This window comes from Mesorhizobium sp. WSM4829, assembly GCF_055811475.1.
On the sequence record NZ_JBVVQJ010000063.1, the window covers coordinates 1 to 20,838 of the forward strand.

18 protein-coding genes and 19 pseudogenes are annotated in these 20,838 nt (G+C 61.1%); 12 read left to right on the top strand and 25 right to left on the bottom strand.

Going from position 1 to position 20,838, the window contains the following annotated elements; genetic code table 11:
* The 6 genes and pseudogenes from AC0L17_RS32675 to AC0L17_RS32700 form a co-directional block, all read right to left on the bottom strand.
* Positions 1 to 852 (bottom strand): ABC transporter substrate-binding protein (locus AC0L17_RS32675; RefSeq protein ID WP_473518777.1); only part of this gene is annotated, 852 nt, incomplete at its 3' end.
* An 804-nt stretch (positions 853 to 1,656) separates the two neighbouring features.
* Positions 1,657 to 1,785 carry a hypothetical protein gene (locus AC0L17_RS32680; protein WP_473518778.1) on the bottom strand — a complete coding sequence of 43 codons (129 nt, stop codon included), beginning with the start codon at positions 1,783 to 1,785 and terminating at the stop codon, positions 1,657 to 1,659.
* Positions 1,786 to 1,990: 205 nt separating this feature from the next.
* Positions 1,991 to 2,530, bottom strand: a complete 540-nt coding sequence (locus AC0L17_RS32685) for a hypothetical protein (RefSeq protein ID WP_473518779.1) — start codon at positions 2,528 to 2,530, stop codon at positions 1,991 to 1,993.
* Between the two features lie 356 nt (positions 2,531 to 2,886).
* Positions 2,887 to 3,146, bottom strand: a pseudogene (locus AC0L17_RS32690) (IS110 family RNA-guided transposase); the annotation flags it as partial.
* A pseudogene (locus tag AC0L17_RS32695) lies at positions 3,147 to 4,114 on the bottom strand (IS481 family transposase).
* A gap of 86 nt (positions 4,115 to 4,200) precedes the next feature.
* A pseudogene (locus AC0L17_RS32700) lies at positions 4,201 to 4,882 on the bottom strand (IS110 family transposase); the annotation flags it as partial.
* Positions 4,883 to 5,090: 208 nt separating this feature from the next.
* On the opposite strand from AC0L17_RS32700, the pseudogene AC0L17_RS32705 reads away from it, so the two are divergent.
* Positions 5,091 to 5,159: pseudogene (locus AC0L17_RS32705) on the top strand (helix-turn-helix domain-containing protein); the annotation flags it as partial.
* A gap of 255 nt (positions 5,160 to 5,414) precedes the next feature.
* Here the strand turns inward: AC0L17_RS32705 and AC0L17_RS32710 are convergent.
* Positions 5,415 to 5,477 (bottom strand): annotated as a pseudogene (locus AC0L17_RS32710) (hypothetical protein); the annotation flags it as partial.
* Between the two features lie 215 nt (positions 5,478 to 5,692).
* Between AC0L17_RS32710 and AC0L17_RS32715 the strand changes: the two are divergent.
* From AC0L17_RS32715 to AC0L17_RS32725, 3 genes and pseudogenes are all read left to right on the top strand, one after another.
* Positions 5,693 to 6,015, top strand: a pseudogene (locus AC0L17_RS32715) (integrase core domain-containing protein); the annotation flags it as partial.
* 92 nt (positions 6,016 to 6,107) lie between these two features.
* Positions 6,108 to 6,335 (top strand): hypothetical protein, encoded by a 228-nt coding sequence (locus AC0L17_RS32720; RefSeq protein WP_473518780.1) that lies wholly within the window; start codon positions 6,108 to 6,110, stop codon positions 6,333 to 6,335.
* Positions 6,336 to 6,722: 387 nt separating this feature from the next.
* Positions 6,723 to 7,183 (top strand): annotated as a pseudogene (locus tag AC0L17_RS32725) (transposase); the annotation flags it as partial.
* 201 nt (positions 7,184 to 7,384) lie between these two features.
* On the opposite strand, the pseudogene AC0L17_RS32730 reads toward AC0L17_RS32725, so the two are convergent.
* Positions 7,385 to 7,528: pseudogene (locus AC0L17_RS32730) on the bottom strand (transposase); the annotation flags it as partial.
* 99 nt (positions 7,529 to 7,627) lie between these two features.
* Here AC0L17_RS32730 and AC0L17_RS32735 point away from each other — a divergent pair.
* Both AC0L17_RS32735 and AC0L17_RS32740 read left to right on the top strand, forming a co-directional pair.
* Positions 7,628 to 8,654, top strand: a pseudogene (locus tag AC0L17_RS32735) (IS110 family RNA-guided transposase).
* 228 nt (positions 8,655 to 8,882) lie between these two features.
* Positions 8,883 to 9,059, top strand: a complete 177-nt coding sequence (locus AC0L17_RS32740) for a hypothetical protein (RefSeq protein ID WP_473518781.1) — start codon at positions 8,883 to 8,885, stop codon at positions 9,057 to 9,059.
* Positions 9,060 to 9,107: 48 nt separating this feature from the next.
* Here AC0L17_RS32740 and AC0L17_RS32745 read toward each other — a convergent pair whose 3' ends face one another.
* Positions 9,108 to 9,455 carry a transposase gene (locus AC0L17_RS32745; protein WP_473518782.1) on the bottom strand — a complete coding sequence of 116 codons (348 nt, stop codon included), beginning with the start codon at positions 9,453 to 9,455 and terminating at the stop codon, positions 9,108 to 9,110.
* 266 nt (positions 9,456 to 9,721) lie between these two features.
* On the opposite strand from AC0L17_RS32745, the gene AC0L17_RS32750 reads away from it, so the two are divergent.
* On the top strand, positions 9,722 to 10,888 hold the full coding sequence (locus AC0L17_RS32750) for a M24 family metallopeptidase (RefSeq protein ID WP_473518792.1): 1,167 nt from the start codon (positions 9,722 to 9,724) through the stop codon (positions 10,886 to 10,888).
* Positions 10,889 to 11,238: 350 nt separating this feature from the next.
* Positions 11,239 to 11,529, top strand: coding sequence for a transposase (locus AC0L17_RS32755; RefSeq protein WP_473518783.1), 291 nt, complete (start codon positions 11,239 to 11,241; stop codon positions 11,527 to 11,529).
* On the opposite strand, the pseudogene AC0L17_RS32760 reads toward AC0L17_RS32755, so the two are convergent.
* The 7 genes and pseudogenes from AC0L17_RS32760 to tnpA all read right to left on the bottom strand — a co-directional run.
* Positions 11,513 to 11,650 (bottom strand): annotated as a pseudogene (locus AC0L17_RS32760) (transposase domain-containing protein); the annotation flags it as partial. The gene AC0L17_RS32755 and the pseudogene AC0L17_RS32760 overlap by 17 nt on opposite strands.
* Before the next feature lie 191 nt (positions 11,651 to 11,841).
* A complete protein-coding gene (locus tag AC0L17_RS32765) occupies positions 11,842 to 12,171 on the bottom strand; it encodes a tyrosine-type recombinase/integrase (RefSeq protein WP_473518784.1) in 330 nt (109 codons plus the stop codon).
* Positions 12,083 to 12,478, bottom strand: coding sequence for a tyrosine-type recombinase/integrase (locus AC0L17_RS32770; protein ID WP_473518785.1), 396 nt, complete (start codon positions 12,476 to 12,478; stop codon positions 12,083 to 12,085). Before AC0L17_RS32770 ends, AC0L17_RS32765 begins: the two co-directional genes overlap by 89 nt.
* A complete protein-coding gene (locus AC0L17_RS32775) occupies positions 12,369 to 12,764 on the bottom strand; it encodes a site-specific integrase (protein WP_473518786.1) in 396 nt (131 codons plus the stop codon). The genes AC0L17_RS32770 and AC0L17_RS32775 overlap by 110 nt, the downstream gene beginning before the upstream one ends.
* Positions 12,761 to 13,528 (bottom strand): tyrosine-type recombinase/integrase, encoded by a 768-nt coding sequence (locus AC0L17_RS32780; RefSeq protein ID WP_473518793.1) that lies wholly within the window; start codon positions 13,526 to 13,528, stop codon positions 12,761 to 12,763. The genes AC0L17_RS32775 and AC0L17_RS32780 overlap by 4 nt, the downstream gene beginning before the upstream one ends.
* A 261-nt stretch (positions 13,529 to 13,789) precedes the next feature.
* A pseudogene (gene tnpB / locus AC0L17_RS32785) lies at positions 13,790 to 13,966 on the bottom strand (IS66 family insertion sequence element accessory protein TnpB); the annotation flags it as partial.
* Positions 13,963 to 14,353 (bottom strand): annotated as a pseudogene (gene tnpA, locus AC0L17_RS32790) (IS66-like element accessory protein TnpA). The pseudogenes tnpB and tnpA, both read right to left, overlap by 4 nt.
* A gap of 129 nt (positions 14,354 to 14,482) precedes the next feature.
* Between tnpA and AC0L17_RS32795 the strand changes: the two are divergent.
* A pseudogene (locus AC0L17_RS32795) lies at positions 14,483 to 15,641 on the top strand (helix-turn-helix domain-containing protein).
* 25 nt (positions 15,642 to 15,666) lie between these two features.
* Here AC0L17_RS32795 and AC0L17_RS32800 read toward each other — a convergent pair.
* Positions 15,667 to 16,009: pseudogene (locus AC0L17_RS32800) on the bottom strand (IS66 family transposase); the annotation flags it as partial.
* A 197-nt stretch (positions 16,010 to 16,206) separates the two neighbouring features.
* On the opposite strand from AC0L17_RS32800, the pseudogene AC0L17_RS32805 reads away from it, so the two are divergent.
* A pseudogene (locus AC0L17_RS32805) lies at positions 16,207 to 16,275 on the top strand (helix-turn-helix domain-containing protein); the annotation flags it as partial.
* Positions 16,276 to 16,530: 255 nt separating this feature from the next.
* On the opposite strand, the pseudogene AC0L17_RS32810 reads toward AC0L17_RS32805, so the two are convergent.
* Positions 16,531 to 16,593: pseudogene (locus AC0L17_RS32810) on the bottom strand (hypothetical protein); the annotation flags it as partial.
* A 331-nt stretch (positions 16,594 to 16,924) separates the two neighbouring features.
* Here AC0L17_RS32810 and AC0L17_RS32815 point away from each other — a divergent pair.
* Positions 16,925 to 17,146: an integrase core domain-containing protein gene (locus AC0L17_RS32815; protein ID WP_473518787.1), complete on the top strand. Its 222-nt coding sequence runs from the start codon at positions 16,925 to 16,927 to the stop codon at positions 17,144 to 17,146.
* Positions 17,147 to 17,208: 62 nt separating this feature from the next.
* On the opposite strand, the gene AC0L17_RS32820 is transcribed toward AC0L17_RS32815, so the two are convergent.
* The 3 genes and pseudogenes from AC0L17_RS32820 to AC0L17_RS32830 form a co-directional block, all read right to left on the bottom strand.
* Complete coding sequence (locus AC0L17_RS32820; protein ID WP_473518788.1) at positions 17,209 to 17,445, bottom strand: hypothetical protein; 237 nt, start codon at positions 17,443 to 17,445, stop codon at positions 17,209 to 17,211.
* Between the two features lie 144 nt (positions 17,446 to 17,589).
* Positions 17,590 to 18,338, bottom strand: a pseudogene (istA, locus tag AC0L17_RS32825) (IS21 family transposase); the annotation flags it as partial.
* A 106-nt stretch (positions 18,339 to 18,444) separates the two neighbouring features.
* Complete coding sequence (locus AC0L17_RS32830; RefSeq protein WP_473518789.1) at positions 18,445 to 18,909, bottom strand: transposase; 465 nt, start codon at positions 18,907 to 18,909, stop codon at positions 18,445 to 18,447.
* Between AC0L17_RS32830 and AC0L17_RS32835 the strand changes: the two genes are divergently transcribed.
* A complete protein-coding gene (locus AC0L17_RS32835; protein WP_473518790.1) occupies positions 18,910 to 19,182 on the top strand; it encodes a hypothetical protein in 273 nt (90 codons plus the stop codon).
* Positions 19,183 to 19,270: 88 nt separating this feature from the next.
* On the opposite strand, the pseudogene AC0L17_RS32840 reads toward AC0L17_RS32835, so the two are convergent.
* From AC0L17_RS32840 to AC0L17_RS32855, 4 genes and pseudogenes are all read right to left on the bottom strand, one after another.
* Positions 19,271 to 19,445, bottom strand: a pseudogene (locus AC0L17_RS32840) (transposase); the annotation flags it as partial.
* A gap of 3 nt (positions 19,446 to 19,448) precedes the next feature.
* The gene (locus AC0L17_RS32845) at positions 19,449 to 19,691 is read right to left on the bottom strand and encodes an SDR family oxidoreductase (protein ID WP_473518794.1); all 243 of its coding nucleotides are present in this window, start codon (positions 19,689 to 19,691) and stop codon (positions 19,449 to 19,451) included.
* A 3-nt stretch (positions 19,692 to 19,694) separates the two neighbouring features.
* Entirely contained in the window at positions 19,695 to 19,958 is a 264-nt protein-coding gene (locus AC0L17_RS32850) for an SDR family NAD(P)-dependent oxidoreductase (protein WP_473518791.1), read from the bottom strand.
* Positions 19,959 to 20,127: 169 nt separating this feature from the next.
* Positions 20,128 to 20,454, bottom strand: a pseudogene (locus AC0L17_RS32855) (transposase); the annotation flags it as partial.
* Positions 20,455 to 20,838 lie beyond the last annotated feature (384 nt).

A 20,838-nucleotide genomic window follows, 5' to 3' on the forward strand; every position in this document is an offset into this window, starting at 1 on the left:
TTCAATGAATTTCTGTGCGTTCTGCAGATTTTTGGCGCCCTTCGGGATGGCCCAGCTTTCCCAGGTCAGCTTTGACTCGTTCCGATTGATCCCAAGCGGAATGCCTTGGCCGATCATTAGAGCGGCTCGTCCGTCGAAGGACTGCGACAAGTCGACAACTTTATCGTGCAGCATCTGACCGAGCTCCGACCCGGTCGTCCACCACTTTCGGATATGCGGCTTGATCTTGTCCAAGCTGGCGAAAACTCGGTCCATATCCAAAGGATATAGGGCGTTCGCAGGCACGCCGTCCGCCAGTAGAGCTTCCTCCCACGGGCCCGCTCCGTCCGCACCGGATGTCATCGTGCGAACTCCGGGATATTTGCTGACATCCCAAAAATCTGCCCACGTGGTCGGCCTCGGTTTGTCAGCCGGAAACTTCTCGGTATTGTAGACCATACAGTAAGCGTAGACAATCGAGCCAACACTGTACGGAGTCTTGACGAAGTCTAGCATCGCGTCCAATTCAGCTTTTTTGTAGATTGAGTAATCAATCTTTTCGAGGTAGCCCTTCACCGGAGCCTGAGCATCCATATTTGCGTCTACGGGAATTACGTCGACCGAAACGCTATTGGTCGACACCATTAGCTCAAGTTGGGCTCCGGAAACCTCGTCAGTGATCGGGGTCACTTTGATTCCCGTCTCCACCTCGAATGGTTTTACGTAGACTTCGATACAGGCCTTGGCGTACTCGCCACCATTGAGCGCGACCGTCAGCTCGCCCGTGGACTGCGCAGTAGCGCGAGCGCTTTCGGAAGACATCGCACCTACAGCCACAGCGGACGCTGCCTGAATGAAACGTCTGCGGTTCATTGGTATTCTCATCGCTTGTCCTCCCTCATTATACCCCGCCACCTGACAGGATTGGATATTGGCTACTGAGTTGTGCGGCCCAGCTATTTTCATTGACCTATTTGCGCTGGGATTTAGTCGAGCGTCGCTCGTAGTGAGACTCCCGTCAAATGCAGTTTGTGTATTATCCTCATCTAGAAGCGAGATAGACGCTAACCCATGTTATGCACGACCGGTGGTCTGCGAGGTTGGCGGATGAGTAACAGGGGCAGATTTCCGAGCGAAGGGGTTTGCAGGCGAGCGCGTTCGTGATTCACCCTTTGCGTGACGCTACCACCGACTGATTCGTTTGAAGGCCTGTCGCTCGCGGAACTCCGCGGGCTGGCTACTGCGCTGATCGGCGAAGTGCGCAGTGTTCAAGGCCGGGTCGAGAGCCTTGAGATCGAGAACCAGGCAGTGCGTGCTGAGAATCGGTCTGAAGAACCTGCCGCCGCGTCCCCCGGTCAAGCGGCCAAGCTATCGGGCATGGAGAAGGCGACGCAGCCGACATCCGGCAAGGGCAAGCGAGCGCCGCCGGCCGGCGCCAAGCGCGACGGCGGTCGCGTGAGCCGCGCGGTGACGGTTGCGGTGAGCGCTCCTGCGGGCTCGCGCTTCAAGGGACACGAGACGATCCTGGTACGCGATCTTGTGTTGTCGGCCGAGGTGGTGTGCTATCGCCGCGAATGCTGGGTGACACCGAGTGGCGAGAGGCTCGTGGCGCCGCTGCCGGCGGGGATTGTTGGCGGCTGGCGCGCAGCTGTGCCGCTTCATCCTGGCCTGTCACATTCAGGGCCAGGTGACGACGGAGCGGTTGGCGGCGTTGTTGACCGGGATCGGGGTCGACATTTCGAAGCGCCAGGTGGTGCGGCTGATTTCAGAGGGTCTGGAGGCCTTTGCGGCGGAGGACCGTGACATGCTGCGCGCCGGACATGCGACGGCGCCCTGGGTCACCTGTCGACGATACGTCGGCGCGCCACGCCCACCAGGATGGCTACACCACCCAGATCGGCGATCACCGCTTCACCGCGTTCCGCACCGGGCAATCGAAGTCACGGGAGGCGTTCCTGGCGATGCTGCGCGCCGGGCATGGCGATTACATCATCAATGAAGAGGCCCTGGCCTATATCGGCGCCGCAACCTCGCCGGTCCGGTGCTCGAGCGGCTGGCGGCTGCGTGCGCACAAGGCATTTGCCGACAGCGTTGCCTGGCAGGCGCATCTGGCCGCACTCGGCCTTGACCAGCTCGCGGTTGAGCCCAACCCGGCAAGATCGCCACCGAAGGGGCGATGTGGGGGGCGATCCGCCACCACGGCTTTCTTGGCGATACTGTCGTCGTGTCCGATGATGACGGCCAGTTCCGCATCGGCGAGCATGCGCTGTGCTGGGTCCACGCCGAGCGGCTCGTCCACAAGCTTGTGCCGATGACGCCGGACCAGCGCCGCGCCGTCGACATCATGCGCCAGTTGATCTGGTGGTTCTATCGCGACCTGAAGAGCTACCAGCGCGCCTCTTGTCCGCGCCGCGCGGCGGCCGTGCGCGCCCGCTCGCTTCGTTTCCTCATCTCCTGGTTCGGCCAGTTGGGGCGACCATCTCCTCGTCCCGACCCTGGTTTCGCGCTGGCCGCCGCGCGCCGTGACGGTCAAGGGTGGCTTGATAGCCATCGCGAAGCGACTTGTCCTTTGACAGTCACGAGCACGGCGGCAAGGCTTTGCCGGGTCGGTGACCCACTTTCCAGGGGGGAGTCAAAAGCCGACGACAGATTTCCGAGGCGAGCTCGCCATGAGGCAGGCGCGAGGGTTCGCGCGGCAGATTGTATTCGGTAGATCCCCAGTGGATCTGACCATGATGCAGCATGCGCATCGGTGGCGAAGCTCCGTGGCGGCGGGCCCATTCTAACGGTCGGTCCGAAGGACCATGTGTGGAGTCGGGTTGCCGCTACCGCGGATCGTCATGGGCAGACCCGCTACCGGGACCCGCCAATTGGGTTGTGGCTTGTTCTCCTCCTTGTCACAGCGCGTCACGCCGGCCGAACGACGCCCTGCGGCACTTCGGCGGTTGTGACGAGACGCCACAGTGCGATCAGCAGCTTGCGGCGAGTGCCACGATCATCGACTTGTGCGTGGTTTTACGGCCGTCGGCCGTGCGCGCCTGGAACCATGGGACCAGGGCACTGTCCTTTTGGAAGAGGAGAAAGCGCCAGGACAACTGGATCATACCGCGCCGCACGCGGGGACTGCCAGCGCGTGCCAACCCCTTCTCGCGGCGGCGTTTGCCGCTCTAGGTGTGGAGCCTCAACAGGTTGTCCTCGGACAAGGCGAGTCTGCTGACGGGCGTGTTGGCCTTGAGACTACCAAGGGGTCGGTGCCAGTTATAGCAATGGAGCCAGCGAGGCAGATCTTCGGCCCTTTGGTCTGAGGTGTCGTAGGCCCTGGCATATGCCCATTCGCGCAGCGCGATCTGAATGAAGCGTTCGGCCTTGCCGTTGGTCTTGGGCGTGTACGGCTTTGTGCGGATGTGCTTGAGGCGCAACCGCTTGCAGGCCTTGGCGAAGGCTCTCGATATGTAGCAGGAGCCGTTGTCGGTCATGACGCGGGTCACGGTTATGCCGAGACGCTTGTAACAGGCGATGGCTGCCTTGAGGAAGGCTATAGCGCTCCGCGTCTTCTCGTCGGGCTTGATTTGGCTGAAGGCGACGCGAGATGCATCGTCGATGCAGACATGGACGAACTCCCAGCCCGCACCGCCACGCCTAGAGCTGCGCCAGGTGCTCTGGCCTGTGTGGTAACCGGTGATGCGATGACCAACCCGCTCGAAGCGGCCGAGCTTTTTGATGTCAATGTGGATTAGCTCGCCGGGATGGGCACGCTCATAGCCGCATACCGGCGGCAATGGATCCAAAGCCTTGAGCTTGTTCAGGCCGAGGCGCTTGAGAACACGACTGACTGTTGCGGGCGAGACGCCAACCCCCTTGGCGATATGCTTGCCGGGCCTACGCTCCGGCGCAGGGCCTCGATGCGAGCGACGAGCTGCGGCGGCGTGGGACGGCGCAGACGTCGTGGTCGCGAGCTGCGATCCTGAAGACCGGCCACACCCTCGGCTCGATATCGCGCAACCCACTTGCGCACAGTATGCGGGCAAACGCCTGCGGCTCGTGAGGCGGCCTGCGGCGTCAGCCCGCGCAGCACTTCAGTCACGATCCGCTCTCGACCATGCGGCGTCAGTCGGGCATTCTTATGGATGTTCATTCGGTCCTCGAGAATCGTTAAAGCTTCAGCAACTTCAGCTTCCTCGCTCAGGACCGAATAAACAACCTATTGAAACCTCACATCTAGTCCCGCGACCCCGTCAGGCCGGCATAGCGCGCCACCGCGGCGATCGCGCAACGGGCGTGACAGGATCTCGTGGACCAGCATGTCGGCGGTCTCGGCGCCGATGCCAATGGTCCGCGCCAGCAGACGCACCATCGCGTGCGGGCCGCTCGCCGCAGCGGCCGGAGCGGCGGCCAGCCGGCGCAGGCGCTCCTGCTCGATGGCGCGGATCTGCTCGCGCACGAGGTGGAGCCGCTCCAGAAAGTGGTAAGCTCGGCGCGGGTGTTGTCCGGCAGCGGCGTCCCCTCCGGTGTGCGGATGCTGGCGAGCCTGGCAGCCACGCTGCGCAAGCTCAGCCGCAAGCTGCGGATGCCGAAGCGGGCGAGGACCGCCTTAATGCGGTTGATGAGCCGCGTCTGCTCGCCGACCAGGCTCTCCCGCTCGCGGGTCGGCCGCCGCGTATCCTCCTCCTCGATGGTCGGGATTGCCGCCATGGTGCAATGGCGCATCTCGCCGAGCAGCCAACCGAGAAAGGCGCGCATCAAAAGCTCGGTGTCGAGACGATCGGTCTTGGCGCGGCGGTGCTCGCGCGACACCGGAACGCTCAAGGGATGGTGGCTAGGCCTCGATGCCGTGCGCCCGCAACCAGCGCGCCAGCCAGAAGCCGTCGCCGGCCGCCTCATAGGCGACGGTGATCCGCTGGACTGTAAAAGTTTAAACTTTATCTGACAGACGGTGTCCTAGGCTGAAGCTTGAGCCGAGGCCGGGCGCGGAGTGGTCAGGGTTCGCAGCGCCCGACCTCGGCGTTGGAAAGGACACTGACATGACCAAGAACCAAAAGATCATCCGCGCCAAGGTGGGGCTGCTGGAGCTGGCCAAACAGCTCGGCAATGTCAGCCAGGCCTGCAAGATGATGGGCTATTCGCGCGACAGCTTCTACCGCTTCAAGGAGCTTTATGAGACCGGCGGCGAACTGGCGCTGCAGGAACTGACGCGCAGGAAGCCGCTGTTGGCCAACCGCACGCCGCCCGAGGTCGAGGCGATCATCCTCGAGCTGACGCTGGAATATCCCGCCTATGGGCAGACCCGCATCGCCAACGAAATGCGCAAGCTCGGCCACTCGGTCTCGCCGTCGGGCGTCCGCGGGATGTGGCAGCGTCACGATCTGGAGACGATGAAGAAGCGGCTGAAGGCGCTGGAGGCCAAGGTCGCCCAGGACGGTATCGTGCCGAGAGCCAATTGGCGGCGCTGGAAAAGGCCAAGCTGGACAAGGAGGCGCATGGTGAGTTCGAGAGTGAATGCCCGGGCTATTGCGACGGCCAGGACACCTTTTATGTCGGCAACATGAAGGGGGTCGGACGCATCAACCAGCAGACCTTCCTCAACACCTATTCGAAGGTCGCCTTCGCCAAGCTCTATGACCGCAAGACCCCGATCACCGCCGCCGATCTCCTCAACGACCGCGTGGTGCCGTTCTTCGACGCCCACGAGGTGAAGCTAAGCCGGGTGCTGACCGACCGCGGCACCGAATATTGCGGCAATCCCGAACACCACGAGTACGAGCTCTATCTGGCGGTCGAGGACGTGGATCATTCCCGTACCAGAACCAGAACCCGCAGACCAATGGCATCGTGGAACGCTTCCACAAGACGGTGCTGGACGAGTTCTACCGGGTCGCCTTCAGGAAGAAGATCTACGGCTCGATCGAGGAGCTGCAGGCCGATTTGGATGAATGGGTCAGAAGTTACAATGAGCAGCGCCCACATCAGGGCCGCTGGTGCTTCGGCAAGACGCCGATGCAGACCTTCCTTGACACGGCCCCGCTGGCGAAGGAGAAAATGATCGCTGCCTGATCCTATCGGACAGGCAAAACGGACCATTCTCAGACGCCAACTGTCCGATCAAGTGCAAACTTCTACAGCTGGACCGTGTGCCCGGCCCGGCCGGCTTCGTCGCGCCAGTGCTGCAGCAGCTGCAACAGCGCTGGCGCGTCGGCCTCGATCTTCTGGAGCGGCTGGCGCTTGAAACCTGGAACAAGCGCGGCATCAGCCGCTTCTCCTTGCTCATTTCGATGACGGCAATGACGTGTTATCTTATTCTAAGAGCGGTAAGCGACCGCCAAAAGATTGAGATTGCGACATGGGGGTGCTCCTTCTGACGGGGATTTTGGAGCGCCGAAGGATGCCACACTCTCCCCGTCGCCTATATCATCTAACGGCTCGGAAAACGACATCCGCGCCTTCTCACCAAGCGGAAGATCTCCGGCGGAACCGTCAGTGAGGGGAACGCCCGCGACGCCCTGCTCGGCCTGATGAACCTGCATCAAGCTCGAATCGCTATCTCGCGACCGCCTCGGCATACCCGCACAAGAGCTGATCGCCGCTCCGGATCTCGTTAGGCAAGCCGCTCAAGCCTGAATGCCCGGTAGTCTGCCCCGGTTACGGCGGATGGCCTAAGCGGTTGATTTGACATAATCCGGTTGCTTAAGCCAGCTCTGCCGCCACGTCCCGCGATCCATGATGCACCTTGCTGTCGCTCTAAACGGCGGCTCGTCGACGACAGTAGCGACGACGTCCGCACGCGCCGCGCGCTTGAGCTCAAGTCTGAGCTGCGCGATATGCCGAGACCCACTACACGGCGAAACCTGGAAGCTTGAGCGTCGCGTCTGCGCTCGCATCGAGGCAACCGCGATGGGACTCGACATCGTCGTCACCAATCTCGAAAGTGGCTCGGCCGAGCACCTCTACGACGTGATCTACTGCGCCCGCGGCGACCTGATCAAGAGGCAACAAGAGCCAACTTACCTCCGACCACCAGCTGCCGGTCGCCGATCGCCAACCTTGTCCGCCTCGTCCTGCACACCGCCGCATACTGGCTGATGTTCACCCTGCGCCAGGCGGTGCCCACATTCCATCATCTCGCCAAGCCGAACTCGCAATGTTGCGTCTCAGGCTCCTCAAGCTCCGCGCCCGCGTCATCGAAACCGTCTCGCGCATCCGCCTAGCCGAACATAGAGCTTCAACCCTCCAGCGCGTTCACAAGTTCAGACACAGCCGCGGTGAAAAAGACGCTTCGTCACCACCTCTCCGACGCTCGGCCGCAAACAAACCCAGATGGGTCATGAATAATCCCAAGGCTCTGAGGGCTGACCCTCTAGAGGTTCCGCCTCGATTGATCAGTTTTTCCTTGTCGCGAGGAGGATTCGGGCGGCCCGGCCGAATGGCCATCGCCGCGCACCAGGAGGCGGCGCAGGTGCCCGCGGATCTCCTTGCCCGTCGGCACCTTGCCGGGGCGCAGGATCATGGCGGCCGGGCGGCCGGTGGCGGCGTCATAGACATGGATCGGCTGGAAGCCTTATTCGTCGTGTTATGAGGTGGAACGACCTGCTACCGTAGCATCAGAGTGCTACAACGTGGTCGTTTATTCAACGCCACAAATAGGAGCCGTTCCGTGAAGCATATTGCCACTGTCGGGCTGGACTTGGCCAAGCAGGTTTTTCAATCCACGGCGCTGAGGCCAAGGGGGCTCCAATCGTCAGCCGGAAGCTCCGCCGTGGTGAGGTGTTGCGGTTCTTCGAGAAGCAGCCGACGTGTCTGGTCGGCATTGAGGCCTGCGGGGGTGCGCATTACTGGGCGCGCGAGATCGCGGCCCTTGGTCACAAAGTGCGGTTGATCCCGCCAGCCTATGTCAAACCGTTTGTCAAGCGCGGCAAGACAGATGCGGCCGACGCTGAGGCGATCAGCGAGGCGGTGACCCGCAAGACCATGCGCTTCGTTCCGATCAAATCGGCCGAACAACAGGCTGCCGCGATGGTGTTGAAGACGCGTGGGCTTCTGGTTCGCCAGCAAACACAGGCAATCAACGCTCTTCGTGCGGATCTGTCGGAATTGGGCATCGTCGGCGGTATAGGCACGGCGAAGATTGCTGGCCTGGTCGGGATCGTGCGCGACGAGACCGGCGCCCGCTTGCCGAAAGCGGCTTGCTTCGCCCTGTCGCCCTGGCCGATCGAGGTGCTGAAGGAGCAGGTCGACAAGTTCGAGCGGGAAATCGTTGCCGAGGCGAAACGAGACGAGGATATGCGACGACTGGCGACGATACCGGGTGTTGGCGCCATCACGGCTGTGACCATCAAGGCGCTTGTTCCAGATCCCGGCGGGTTCAAGTCCGGGCGGCACTTTGCGGCCTAGCTCGGATTAACACCGAAATCTCATTCGAGCGGAGGCAAGGAACGGCTGGGAGGTATATCGAAAATGGGCGACCCGGAGCTTCGCTGCCTGCTGGTGCTCGGCGCGACTACCGTCCTGCGATACGCGCGGGGCTACAACAAAGGCGCCGAATGGCTCGCTGCGCTTCTGGCGCGTTCAAGGTCGTCGCTGTCGCGCTCGCCACCAAGATGGCGCGGATTATCTGGTCGCTGCTGAACAAGGGCGGGACATATCAGGGTCTGACGCAGGCGAGCAGCGTGGCAAGCGCTTGAGCCGAAAAACGACCCGGACGAACTGACCGGCGCGGTAGCCGGCAGAGGCGAGGTGCACGAAACAGACGATGATTCCATGGGACGAAATCCCGAGGCGAGAGAGGCCGCAACGCCCACTGCGCACACAGCGCGCCGTAGTGATCAGGCCACTCGCATCGAGGACTTCATCGAGGCCAGCGGTTACATGACCGCGCTGAAAGGCCGAACATATGACCGCACCGTTCCCGCGTGATCAGCCGTCTGAAAAATGCACTTGCCAAAATCGCCGTTCCACATATGGGCGTTGTAAAGGCGCAATTGCTGGCCGCCGTGCACGGCATCAAAGGTGTCGTCAATGTCGAGCGTGACGCTTTTTCGGTGGCGCGGCATAGCTCGACAGCCACAGATCGACCAGCACGCGGCTGAGCCGGATGGCGGTCCTGAGGTCCTACTGGTTCTCCAGCCGCGAACAGGTCAGCTGCGAGCACAGGTCGAGCCGCTATCGGGCAACCGCCCGCAGGCGAGCTTGAAGGCCGGATCGCTGCGCAGCCGGTCGAGATCGTTGGCATCCTCGTAGCCGAAGGCGAATTTGCAAAGATGCGGGCACGCAGGATGTCGGCCAAGCTGCGGGCGGTCTGGTCCCGGACAGCGCGGATCGTCGATGCAGCGCGCCAGACGCTCGGCCACCCGCAGCCGCTTTTCCACGTCGGCCAGAGCCAGAACGCCGCTGTTGGACGACAGCATGCCGCCGTCAAAACGGGCGACGACGGACTTGCCGCCTACTAATGACAAACCGCTCAGCGGCAGCGTAAGATCGTTCATGGCGGGTGTGGTCTCCGGAAAATGATTCGGATCGGCCTTAGCAACCAAATCCTACACCGCCAACCCACTATGAATTTTCCGGGCTAGCTACATATCGTCGCCAGATGACGACGATATAAAAACTGCATTTGACGCAAGCTGCTCGGACGGTTGAATGTCTGCCTTAACCAGAGCACGTTGAGCGACAGCTTCGACCATCGGTCGATGCGCACTGTTGCACAACCGAACCACAACTCAACAAATCATTGAGGTGAGATATGGCGACGATGTCCTCAGCTATTCCTCTGACGGGTGTCCCGTTCCCGAGATCCGAGTACGAGCGCAGGCAGCTTAACGTGCTGGAGGCAGTGGCGAGAGCGGGGCTAGACGCACTTATAGTGACTGCCCATGGCCATCTTCGGTATCTCAGCGGATATGATGGCAATGGTGGGTACTTCGCGCCTTTTCCATTGATCATGGTGCCCGGTCGTTTGCCAATATATGTTGTACGACAGTATGACGAGCAAGCGGTTCTTTCATATAGTTGTATTGATGAGGTAGTTACGTATACACACCATACAGATTTTGGGAAAGTGTGTGCCGACGTGCTTCGTCGGGTTGGCCTCCAAAGCAAGAGGATTGGTTTTGAGCTTGGCTGTTGGAACTTCGCGCCGGCAGATCTCAACGCGCTTCGGGCGCAGCTCCCCGACTTAAAAGTTGCGGATGCGACTCGACTAGTTTCTTCGGTTGCAGCGGTAAAGGGCGAGCTAGAACTCGAGTGCATGCGCGAAGCAATGCGCATGACTGACCTTGCGGTGCGAACCTTCCAAAGGTCGCTACGAGAAGGTGTTACCGAACTGGAGATGGCAGCAGCTATGGCGGCGGCCATTAGCGGAGACGCCACCAACGCTGGCGGGGAAATTGCGTTTTCTGGCGGTGCCATCTTGTTCGGGGAACGGACAAAGTTGCCGCATGCCCCCCCATCTCGGCATCCAATTAGTAATAACGAGCCAGCTTTTCTGGAGATCGGCGCATCAAAACACGGGTACGCGGTTGGGATCGTCCGGTGCGCCGTGCTTGGGCGACATCCTGAATCTGAGTCTCTACACACCTTGGCCGAGGAAGTCATTGACGCCCTCGTTGCCACAGTTAAGCCGGGTACCTCCGCGGCGGCAGTCGACGCTGCCGGCCGTGAGGTGCTGAAGCGATCTGGGCGCAAGGGCGTCATTCGCCAACGAACGGGATACCAGACTGGCATCAATTGGACTGAACGCGGTGACCTGAGCTTGGAGCCGGACGCGGCCAATATATTGCAATCCGGCATGACCTTGCACATACCAAACATATTGTGCAGTGAAAACGGCTACCTATTTGGGACTAGCGCTCATGTCCTAGTGACAGAGCGTGGTGCGGAGCTACTGAGCCAAACGCCCCCCACGCTCTATCGCGCATGATGCCTAGCAAGTCGAATCAGGACGAACGATGGATTGAATGGGCGGCCGCGGTGCGGTTCGGGAATGTTCTTCGAGCTTTGCTTAAGGATCTTATGAGACCTGTGCGCGGGTGTCTGGACCGGACGGCCAATTTACAATTCCCTCAACGCGAACAAAGGATTAAGGGAGTCGTATGGGACGTCGGCGCGTTGGTCAGGAAAAGTTCGGTTTGGCCGTTGACCGCGGTCAGCATTCGTCTTTGGACGAGCTTGCCAGACTGATTGACCGGGTGCCGATCGAGCACCATCTGGCCGCTATTTCTGCGCGGCCAAGGGCGAGCCCGCTGGCCGCCACTTGCGGTGTTCAAGGGGATGCTGCTCTCGATCTGGTACGACCTGTCGGACGTGAAGCTTGCCGAAGCGTTGGAGGATAGAGGATCCTTCCGGCGGTTCTGCGGGTTCTCGGTATCCGAGGCGACGCCGGAGCGATCGGCGTTCGTCGGTTTTCGAAAAGCTCTTGCGTCCCATGGCCTGGACAAGGCCCTATTCGACGCGATCACCCGCCAGCTCAAGGCCAAGGCGATCCGGGTCAAGACCGGCACGCTCGTCGACGATGAGGGGCATGGGTCAAGCGTAACCGCTGTTCTCAGGCCACGGCCTTGAGCGGCATGGGTCTGTAGGCCCAAGGCAGCAGATCGTCGATCTGGCTTTGTGGATGGCCGGCGACGATCCGGGCGATCAGGTCAGCGAGGTAGGTGTGAGGCTCGACGCCGTTGAGCTTGCATCTTTATGCCGACCGCCGAACTATGCCGAGCGCCGCTTCCGATCATGGCGGTATGAAGCGCTTTGCCCGCCATTTCGACCAAGAACCGGTCGTTGACACTCGGCATAGTTCTCATGCTCAAAGGGCGTTCAGGAACTCAAGAAGCCGGTCGTTTGGTCGAAATCGTTCGGCCTTTGCGCGCTCGTATGGCTTCAGCTTGGCAAGTGCGATTCCTTCAGCTCAAGATGTGCGTGAAGATAGGTCAGCGTCGTTTCCATCGCCTCATGGCCCAGCCATAGGGCGATGACAGAACAATCGACGCCCGCCTGCAGCAGCTCCATGGCAGCGCTGTGCCTCAAAACATGGGGCGACACCCCTTCGAGCGGAGGGTGACGCAGTGTTCGCGAGCCTTGGCGACATATTTGTTCAGCAGCGCCTGCACGCCGTCGGCGCTCAGCTTGCCGCCTTGTGTGTTTGGAAATAGCCGTTGCGCCCCGCTTCCTTGGGCTCGTTGAGCCAGCCCCGAAGGGCTTGCTGTGCAACCTTGGTGAGCGGCGTACTTCGCTCCTTACGGCCCTTGCCAACGCATCGCACGTGGGCACCGTGCCCCAGCATCACCGAGTCCCGGTCGAGATCGATGATCTCCGAGACCCGCAACCCCGTTTGCGCGGCCAGCAACAGCAGAGTGTGATCACGCCGTCCCAGCCATGTGCTGCGATCCGGACAGGCCAGGATCGCTTCAATCTCGGGCAGTGAGAAACTGAAGCTGTCGCTTGTCGCATCGCTTGCTCGGGATCGCGAGCACGCGTTGAATCTGGGCGCTATGGGCCGGCTCCTCGAACGACGCATATCTGAAGAAAGACCGAATGGCCGTGAGGCGGAGGTTCCGGGTCCTCACTGAGGCGGATCGCAGTGTCTCGAGGTCCTCCAGGAATGCGCCGATGAAAGGCGCGTCCAAATCCCGCAGTGTCAACTGCGACGGAGACCTGCCAAGGCGTGTCTGCGCGAATGCAAACAGGAGCCGGAAGGTGTCGCGATAGGAGGCGATGGTGTTGGAGCTTACGCCTCGATGTCGCATGAGCCGATCGGTGAACCACCGCTCGATCAGCACGGCCAGATCGTTCGAGGCACTCATAAGCGAACCTCCCACCGCTCATCCATCAGTCGCGCGGCATGGGTCATTAGCTCCGGCGCGGCGGATAGGTACCAGTGGTGTCGCGAACATTGGCGTGGCCGAGAAAGGTCGAGAGGACCGGCAGTTCCCGCTCGACATCTTCGCCCGCACGATACCAGTTGGTCAGGGCCTGGACGGCGAAACGGTGACGAAGATTGTGAATCCGCGGACCATTGCGCTGCCCCGCTGCCGCAGACTGATCTGTCGCGACAGCTGCCAGAACACCCGGTGCACGTACTGGTGCAGCAATCTGCCGCCCTGCTCGGCGACAAAGAAATAGGGCTACGAGGCGCGACGAGATGCGCGTCGCGTCGCGCGGCATAGTCCGACAGCACGGCGACCGTCGTGGCATGGAGCGGGACCAGCCGCGACTTGCCGAACTTCGTCTCCCGAATGGTGAGGATACCTTGGTCGAGATCGACGTCGTCTCGGCGCAGGTCGAGCGCTTCGGAATGGCGTAGCCCGGCGACCGCTATCAATCCGAACAGACAATGATATGTCCAGCGACGCAGGGCGTTGGCCGGCGGCAGCGACAGTGCCGCCGACAGAAGCGCCGTGATCTCAGCATCGTTATAGATGTAGGGCTTGCCCGCCGCGCCGGCGACACAGCGTCTTGAGGTGGCACTTCCGTCATGGGGTCGAAATGAGCGAGGTGCTGAGCGAAGCAGCGCACATCGGTTAGGCGGATGGACCAACTCGGTTGTCGGCCGATCAACGTCACCCACTTCATTGCCAACGCCGTGGTGACGGTCTCGGCGCCGCGAGCCTCCATGAAGGTGACGAAATCCGACAACCGTCGAGCGGGGCCATGATACTTGTATCCCAATCCCTGGCGCATGCCCACATAGCGCTTGAGCGCTAGCGCGTGCTCTGACGGTTGAGCGGAGTGTGCATGCCGAACTTGTCGAACAGGATCGTCGCCAGCAGCTGCAGATGTAGCGGCCACGCTCAAGACGCCGGGTAAACAGGCATGATCCTTGCCCATCATGCCAAATGACCTTCAGGAGATCGCCTCTTTTACCGCGAAAGCAAAAAATATGGCCGCTCAGCGGATCCTTCTTCAAGATCTCCTGCACGCGTAGTGCAAGGCTGGGAAAGCCGCAGCGCATGTCGGTGTGTCCCGTCGCCAGCCACACCCGCACCCCCGTCGGAATCGGGATCATCGCAGCGTTTCCAGGCCGCGCATGATCCGAAGCAGCGCTTCCACGTCCACGTCTGGCTCGACGATCACCCCGCGGCCATTCGCGCTCACTACTTCCATGCGCCCGCCAACCGGTTCTGGACCCTTCTTTGGCTGCTCCGGTACGATCACCGCCGGCACGAAACCGCCGACGCCACCTTCGCCGAGCCGACCCTCACGACGCGCCTTGCGCCAGGCAAACAGCAGTGGGTTGGAATCCCGCGACGCCGCGCTGTCGCGGATGCTTGCCGCGGATCCGATAGCTCTCCTCGACGATCCGCAGCTTCTCCTCTTCCGACCAGCGGCGCCGGCGGCCAGTGTCAACAATCTCGAGACGAGTGACTTGGCGACAGTCAGTAGCGATATCCATACCGACAGTCAGCTACATCCTCCCTTCGTGCCCTTCCCGAGAGATGGGTGACAGTTCATTCCGGAGACATGCGTTACACTTTCGGCCCTTTGCAAGGAGAGCAAAGGTGCCTGGAAGGAGTGTAACGTCATGGATGAGCGGCTGAAGTACATAGCGCGGCTGCTGGACGGCGAGAAGATGGCGGCGCTGTGCCGGGATTTCGGCATCTCGCGCAAGACCGGCTAGAAGCTGGTCGATCGCTATAACGATAGCGGGCTGGAAGGTCTGACCGACCGCTCGCGCCGGCCTTACCGGCACGCCAATCAGCTTCCTTTCCAAATCGAGAAGCTGATTGTGCGTGCCAAGCAGGACAAGCCCAGCTGGGGCGCGCCGAAGATCAGGGAGCGGCTGGCCCGGCGCTACCCGCACGTCCACACCCCGGTGATCTCAACGGTGCATGCGGTGCTGGACCGTCACGGTCTGGTCAAGCGCCGCAAGCGGCGACGCAATAGGGCGCAGGGAACGCCGCTCTACCATACCTGCCGGCCCAACGATCTGTGGTGTGCCGACTACAAGGGCGAGTTTATGCTGGCCGATCGGCGCTATTGCTATCCGCTGACCATCAGCGACTTCGCCAGTCGCTTTCTCCTGCGAGGCGCTCCACACGACCAAGGAGGCCTATGCCTTCACCGTGTTCGAGAACGCTTTCAAGGAGTTCGGCCTGCCGAGTGGGATCCGGACGGACAACGGTGTGCCCTTCGCAAGCCCCAATGCGCTCTTCAACCTTTCCAGGCTGCCGGTCTGGTGGCTCAGGCTCGGCATCGCCATCGAGCGCATCAAACCGGGCAACCCGCAACAGAACGGCCGCCACGAGCGCATGCATCTGACGCTCAAGCTGGAGACCACCAAACCGGCCGGCGCCAACTTCCTGCAGCAGCAGGCACGCTTCGATGACTTCATTCAGGAGTTCAACAACGAAGGGCCGCACCAGGCGCTCGACATGGACTGTCCGGCAGAGCACTACGCGCCGTCACCGCGCACCTACACTGGCCTGCCTGACCTCGATTATCCGTTCCACGATAAGGCCGTCACCGTCACCACCTGCGGGCGCATCTGCTATAATCGCAAAAAGATCAACCTCAGCCAGGTCTTCGCCGGCCAGACCGTCGGCATCAAACAGGTCGAGGACCATATCTGGCTGGTCAGCTTCATGGACTATGATCTGGGATATTTCGACGATGAGACATGCAGACTCGAACCTCTCGGTAACCCGTTTGGACCGAAAGTGTTACCCATGTCTCCGGTATAAACCGTAATCTATGTGTCCAGACGGGCCTCGCCCGCAAGGCGGCCCTCCTCGGAGGGGTACCGCGGATATCGCTCTCAACGTGGTAGAGTTGGGCGATGCGGGCGAGCGCCTCAGTCGCATTCGGCGCGGGGCCGGATTGCGCGAGCTCATAGAAGCGGCGACGCACATGCGACCAGCAAAAGGCCAAGCTCACGGCGTTGCGTTCGGCCAATGTGACCCGCGTATCCGTCGACCTGCAGGGTTCCGACAAAACCCTGAAGATGCCGGATCGGCTGTTCGGCCTTGCGGTCCGGAGCGTAGAGATAGGCGACGCCGGGTAGGTCCATTCCGCACCAAGGTCGGTCGTCTCGGGCATAGGTGTAAAGTTTAAACTTTATCTGACAGACGGTGTCCTAGGCTGAAGCTTGAGCCGAGGCCGGGCGCGGAGTGGTCAGGGTTCGCAGCGCCCGACCTCGGCGTTGGAAAGGACACTGACATGACCAAGAACCAAAAGATCATCCGCGCCAAGGTGGGGCTGCTGGAGCTGGCCAAACAGCTCGGCAATGTCAGCCAGGCCTGCAAGATGATGGGCTATTCGCGCGACAGCTTCTACCGCTTCAAGGAGCTTTATGAGACCGGCGGCGAACTGGCGCTGCAGGAACTGACGCGCAGGAAGCCGCTGTTGGCCAACCGCACGCCGCCCGAGGTCGAGGCGATCATCCTCGAGCTGACGCTGGAATATCCCGCCTATGGGCAGACCCGCATCGCCAACGAAATGCGCAAGCTCGGCCACTCGGTCTCGCCGTCGGGCGTCCGCGGGATGTGGCAGCGTCACGATCTGGAGACGATGAAGAAGCGGCTGAAGGCGCTGGAGGCCAAGGTCGCCCAGGACGGTATCGTGCCGAGAGCCAATTGGCGGCGCTGGAAAAGGCCAAGCTGGACAAGGAGGCGCATGGTGAGTTCGAGAGTGAATGCCCGGGCTATTGCGACGGCCAGGACACCTTTTATGTCGGCAACATGAAGGGGGTCGGACGCATCAACCAGCAGACCTTCCTCAACACCTATTCGAAGGTCGCCTTCGCCAAGCTCTATGACCGCAAGACCCCGATCACCGCCGCCGATCTCCTCAACGACCGCGTGGTGCCGTTCTTCGACGCCCACGAGGTGAAGCTAAGCCGGGTGCTGACCGACCGCGGCACCGAATATTGCGGCAATCCCGAACACCACGAGTACGAGCTCTATCTGGCGGTCGAGGACGTGGATCATTCCCGTACCAGAACCAGAACCCGCAGACCAATGGCATCGTGGAACGCTTCCACAAGACGGTGCTGGACGAGTTCTACCGGGTCGCCTTCAGGAAGAAGATCTACGGCTCGATCGAGGAGCTGCAGGCCGATTTGGATGAATGGGTCAGAAGTTACAATGAGCAGCGCCCACATCAGGGCCGCTGGTGCTTCGGCAAGACGCCGATGCAGACCTTCCTTGACACGGCCCCGCTGGCGAAGGAGAAAATGATCGCTGCCTGATCCTATCGGACAGGCAAAACGGACCATTCTCAGACGCCAACTGTCCGATCAAGTGCAAACTTCTACAGCTGGAGACCACCAACGACCAGCAGATCGCCGCCCGTCTCAATGAGCTCGGGCGCGGCGAACCCTTCACCCTGAAGAAGGTCATGCTCGTGCGCCGCACCTATGGATTGAAGAACCGGTACGAACGGCTGCGGGAGAGCGGAATGCTGACCGGCGAGGAAGTAGCCCAGCAGCTCGGCGTGTGCGCCTCGACCGTTCACCAACTCGGGCGGAAAGGCATTCTCAAGCGCCATCGATACGCCACCAACCATCGATACCTGTACGAACCGCCGGGCAACGTCAGACTCGAAAAAGGCTCCGGCAGTCGATATGGTGGTCGTCCGCCCAGATTAATTGTCGCTCAACAACTCCAACAAGGTGCATCGTGATGCCTGCTCCTTGTCGCGTGGCCGCTGTGGCCGTGTCGGCAGCACCGAACTGCCATAATGCTCGGCCATGCCGGCATAGGTGCGGTTTACCTGCGGGTCGTAGCGGCAGGCTTTGATGATGGCGACCTTGGCATTGTCGGGAACCAACAGAGCCGGCGCACCGCCGAACGCTTCCAGTGCATTGACGTGACACCCCAGCCAGTCCGGAAGTGTCTCACTCCAGCGCGCTTCCGCATAGGATAGGCTCGAATCGCCCAACACGGCCACGAACAGATGCGCCTGGCGCGTCTTGCCCCTCAGCCGGTCGACGATCACCGTCACCGTATCGCCGGCATAGTCGACGAAGAGCTTGCCGCCGGCGGCATGGTTCTGCCGCATCGTTACTGACAGGTTGGATGCCCAGCCCCGGTATAGATCACAAAAGCGGCTATAGTGGTAACCATCGGGGTGGCGAGCGATGTATTCGTCCCACAGGATCTACAGCGTCACATGCTTGCGCTTCAGCTCGCGGTGCACATGAGCCCAATCCGGCTCCACGCTGCGGCGGTGCCCTGTCTTCGTCCCGTTTGCCTTTAGAGCGCGGCCTCCAGGACCGCGTCGGTGATCTCATCGCCAAGCGGCCAAACCAGCCCGGCGGTCTCCGCGCGACGAAGCGTTTCGCGCACAGTCGAGGGCGCAGCCCCGACCCTGTACGAGATCGCCTTGTGGCCAAGGCCCTCTTCAAATCGATATCTCAAAATCTCGCGGACACGCCGCATCGCCAATCTCTCCGCAGGCATTTCATTCCTTCTCCTGGACAACCCAACAGAAGGAACATTTCACCAGCAGAGCACCACGCCCATACACCCCTCCAGGGGGGCGGCATCATTTCGGAATCAGGGGGCGGCATCCCTCGGAATTTGCAGCGATGCCGTCGATCTCGAGCTCGATCACACCAGCGTCTCGAGCCGGCTCCCGCTTCCTTGGCTGTTGCGGCAGCGATGCCGTCGATCTCGAGCTCATCACACCAGCGTCTCGAGCCGGCTCCCGCTTCCTTGGCTGTTGCGGATGCTTCTCCGCAGGCTTAGGAGGCGCCGCCGTCACCATGGATTCCGTTATCGCTGCCTCCCCCATCTGCCGGGGAGCAGCCCGACGCCACAATTGCTGCGGGGAAAGTCCATACCGGCGTGCCACAGCACAAACCGTCTCGCCCGCCTCGTAGCTCTCCGCCACTATCCGGGCCTTCTCCTTCGGCGGCCACTCACGCCGCCGACCCAAACCAGTGAAGATCTCCAGCCGACGGACCGGCTCCTCGTCCTTGGACTTAAGCGTAAACTCTGAAATCGTCATATGTCGAAGCCCTCAAAGGCCTCGAACATCGTCCCTTACATCCACGCGCGAAAGGTGCTGCCGGGACAGCGCTTCACCGCCATCGCCTACAATATGAATCGCAGTTTGAAGGTCATCGCTACCGCTGATAGCGTGCAAGACCACCACTGGCGCTCACACAAGAGCGCCATAAGCCACACTGAGCCCGCGCACTTCATCGAGCACGAGGCGTACAAAGACATCGCCCTCGTCATCCCCGCCCTCCGCCAACTCCACTACGTCACCCGATTATGACGATCCGGTGTGATCGGCGCCAGCGCGCGGACTAACGGCTGATCTGCCATAGACGCATCACAAGCTTCGGGAACGGTGCCTCGACGCATCGCTTACAGGAGAGATCGGCCACCAGCTTCCTCAGCTTCTCGTCCTCAAGCTGCTCAGCCGCTTCATCTCCGTCGGCAGCAGTCCGTGGTATTTCTTTTCCAATGGAAGTAGGCCGCCTGGCTGATCCTCGCCCGATGACAGATCTCCGCGACCAGAATCCCGTCCGGACGCAGCGATCACATCGCGTCGGCGTCCACCACGAAGACATGGCCTGACATTCGCTTGCCCGATTCCGAGACAAGGAAGAGGACCATGGCAGCTATATCAACTGGTAGCACTCCCGTCCCCATAGACGAGTTCGCCATGTAGCGGGCGCGGAGATCCTCGCGGTCGACGGCCATTTGAGCAGCTTCTCCGGCGATCACCCCCTCCATACGATCGCCTTCGACAAAACCCGGGCAGATGGCGTTGACGCGGATTTGTTAAGGGCAGGATGTCGACCCCACCAGCCGCTCGACTGCAGCTGCGAAGAAGCGCTCAGTGTCGCTCGCATCGGCAATGTCACAACACGTCGCGCTAATGCCGGGATGACGCCGTGTCAACTCTGCAACCTTCTGTTGATCGACATCGCACACCTCCACCCGAGCTCCAGCTTCCGCAAGTGTCTCGGCGATGAGAAGACCAATACCGGAGGCTGCGGCGGAGACAATAGCTCGGCGACCAGACAGGGAGAGGGACGGGGTCATTGTGCTGCTCCTAAATTTCTATTCTAGTCTAGAGGTTCGGCAAACGGTCTCTGCGACGTCGGGAGAAGTCAAAATGTCGTTTAGAGATCCAAGCCATCTCTACATCAGATACTCTTTCGCAGTCCACATGGACATGCGGATTTCACCCCTCTTATTGGCGCGCTATTTACATCTCCGCAAGCGTGGCCACTAAGGCCCGCTCGGAACGCTGGTAGCGCTCGAACAACTCGGTGGAGCAGGCGCCCCGAGCGGTCCTGCGGAACCCTCAGCTCAAACTTGCCGACACACGCGTGACAAGGGTGCGCCCATGATAACCCGAGCGATAGCCGAGCCGCTCCGGCGTCCGCTCGCTCTTCGAAGCACCCACCGCCTCGTCCATCTCGGCCTCGAGAACCTCCTGCATCACCGCACTGATCACTTCGTGCAGTCCATCCGGGTTCGAAAGAAGAATGTCTTTGACGGTAGCGCTGGCGGTCTTACTTTGTGTCTTAGTCATAGCGGCGTGCCTTCCAGGGGATCGGTGACATTGAACATCACCAGCCTCCCAGGAACCGACCCTCTCAGCGAATTTGCAGAACTCTCAGCAAACTACCCGCCCTCTAGACCGAGGACAGCCCTGACACGAAGACACGGAAGGCCGGTACCAACCCGCGGATGAGAGGCTGATCAACCGTCGTCACTGCCCCCCAGCCCTGTCGTCTCTGCCCCCCAGCCCTGTGCAAACTTCCGCGATTCGACTGCTTCGCAAACCTGCCAAGCAGGCGAGCCTTCTTGCCTTCAACCTCGACAGCGAAGATGAAATACCAAATGTTCTCCTGGGACATTTAGCCACCAATTTTGAGGTGTCCTTATTTTGACGGGTGGTTACGTTTGCATATTC

Bases quoted from the DNA above. Each gene is read 5' to 3' on its own strand.
- AC0L17_RS32850 (WP_473518791.1), bottom strand. From the start codon at position 19,958: ATGACCCCGTCCCTCTCCCTGTCTGGTCGCCGAGCTATTGTCTCCGCC.
- AC0L17_RS32830 (WP_473518789.1), bottom strand. From the start codon at position 18,909: ATGACGATTTCAGAGTTTACGCTTAAGTCCAAGGACGAGGAGCCGGTC.
- AC0L17_RS32745 (WP_473518782.1), bottom strand. From the start codon at position 9,455: ATGAACGATCTTACGCTGCCGCTGAGCGGTTTGTCATTAGTAGGCGGC.
- AC0L17_RS32770 (WP_473518785.1), bottom strand. From the start codon at position 12,478: ATGCGTCGTTCGAGGAGCCGGCCCATAGCGCCCAGATTCAACGCGTGC.
- AC0L17_RS32820 (WP_473518788.1), bottom strand. From the start codon at position 17,445: ATGGCGCTTGAGAATGCCTTTCCGCCCGAGTTGGTGAACGGTCGAGGC.
- AC0L17_RS32775 (WP_473518786.1), bottom strand. From the start codon at position 12,764: ATGAGTGCCTCGAACGATCTGGCCGTGCTGATCGAGCGGTGGTTCACC.
- AC0L17_RS32750 (WP_473518792.1), top strand. From the start codon at position 9,722: ATGTCCTCAGCTATTCCTCTGACGGGTGTCCCGTTCCCGAGATCCGAG.
- AC0L17_RS32835 (WP_473518790.1), top strand. From the start codon at position 18,910: ATGTCGAAGCCCTCAAAGGCCTCGAACATCGTCCCTTACATCCACGCG.
- AC0L17_RS32685 (WP_473518779.1), bottom strand. From the start codon at position 2,530: ATGGCTATCAAGCCACCCTTGACCGTCACGGCGCGCGGCGGCCAGCGC.
- AC0L17_RS32680 (WP_473518778.1), bottom strand. From the start codon at position 1,785: ATGTCACGGTCCTCCGCCGCAAAGGCCTCCAGACCCTCTGAAATCAGC.
- AC0L17_RS32755 (WP_473518783.1), top strand. From the start codon at position 11,239: ATGCTGCTCTCGATCTGGTACGACCTGTCGGACGTGAAGCTTGCCGAA.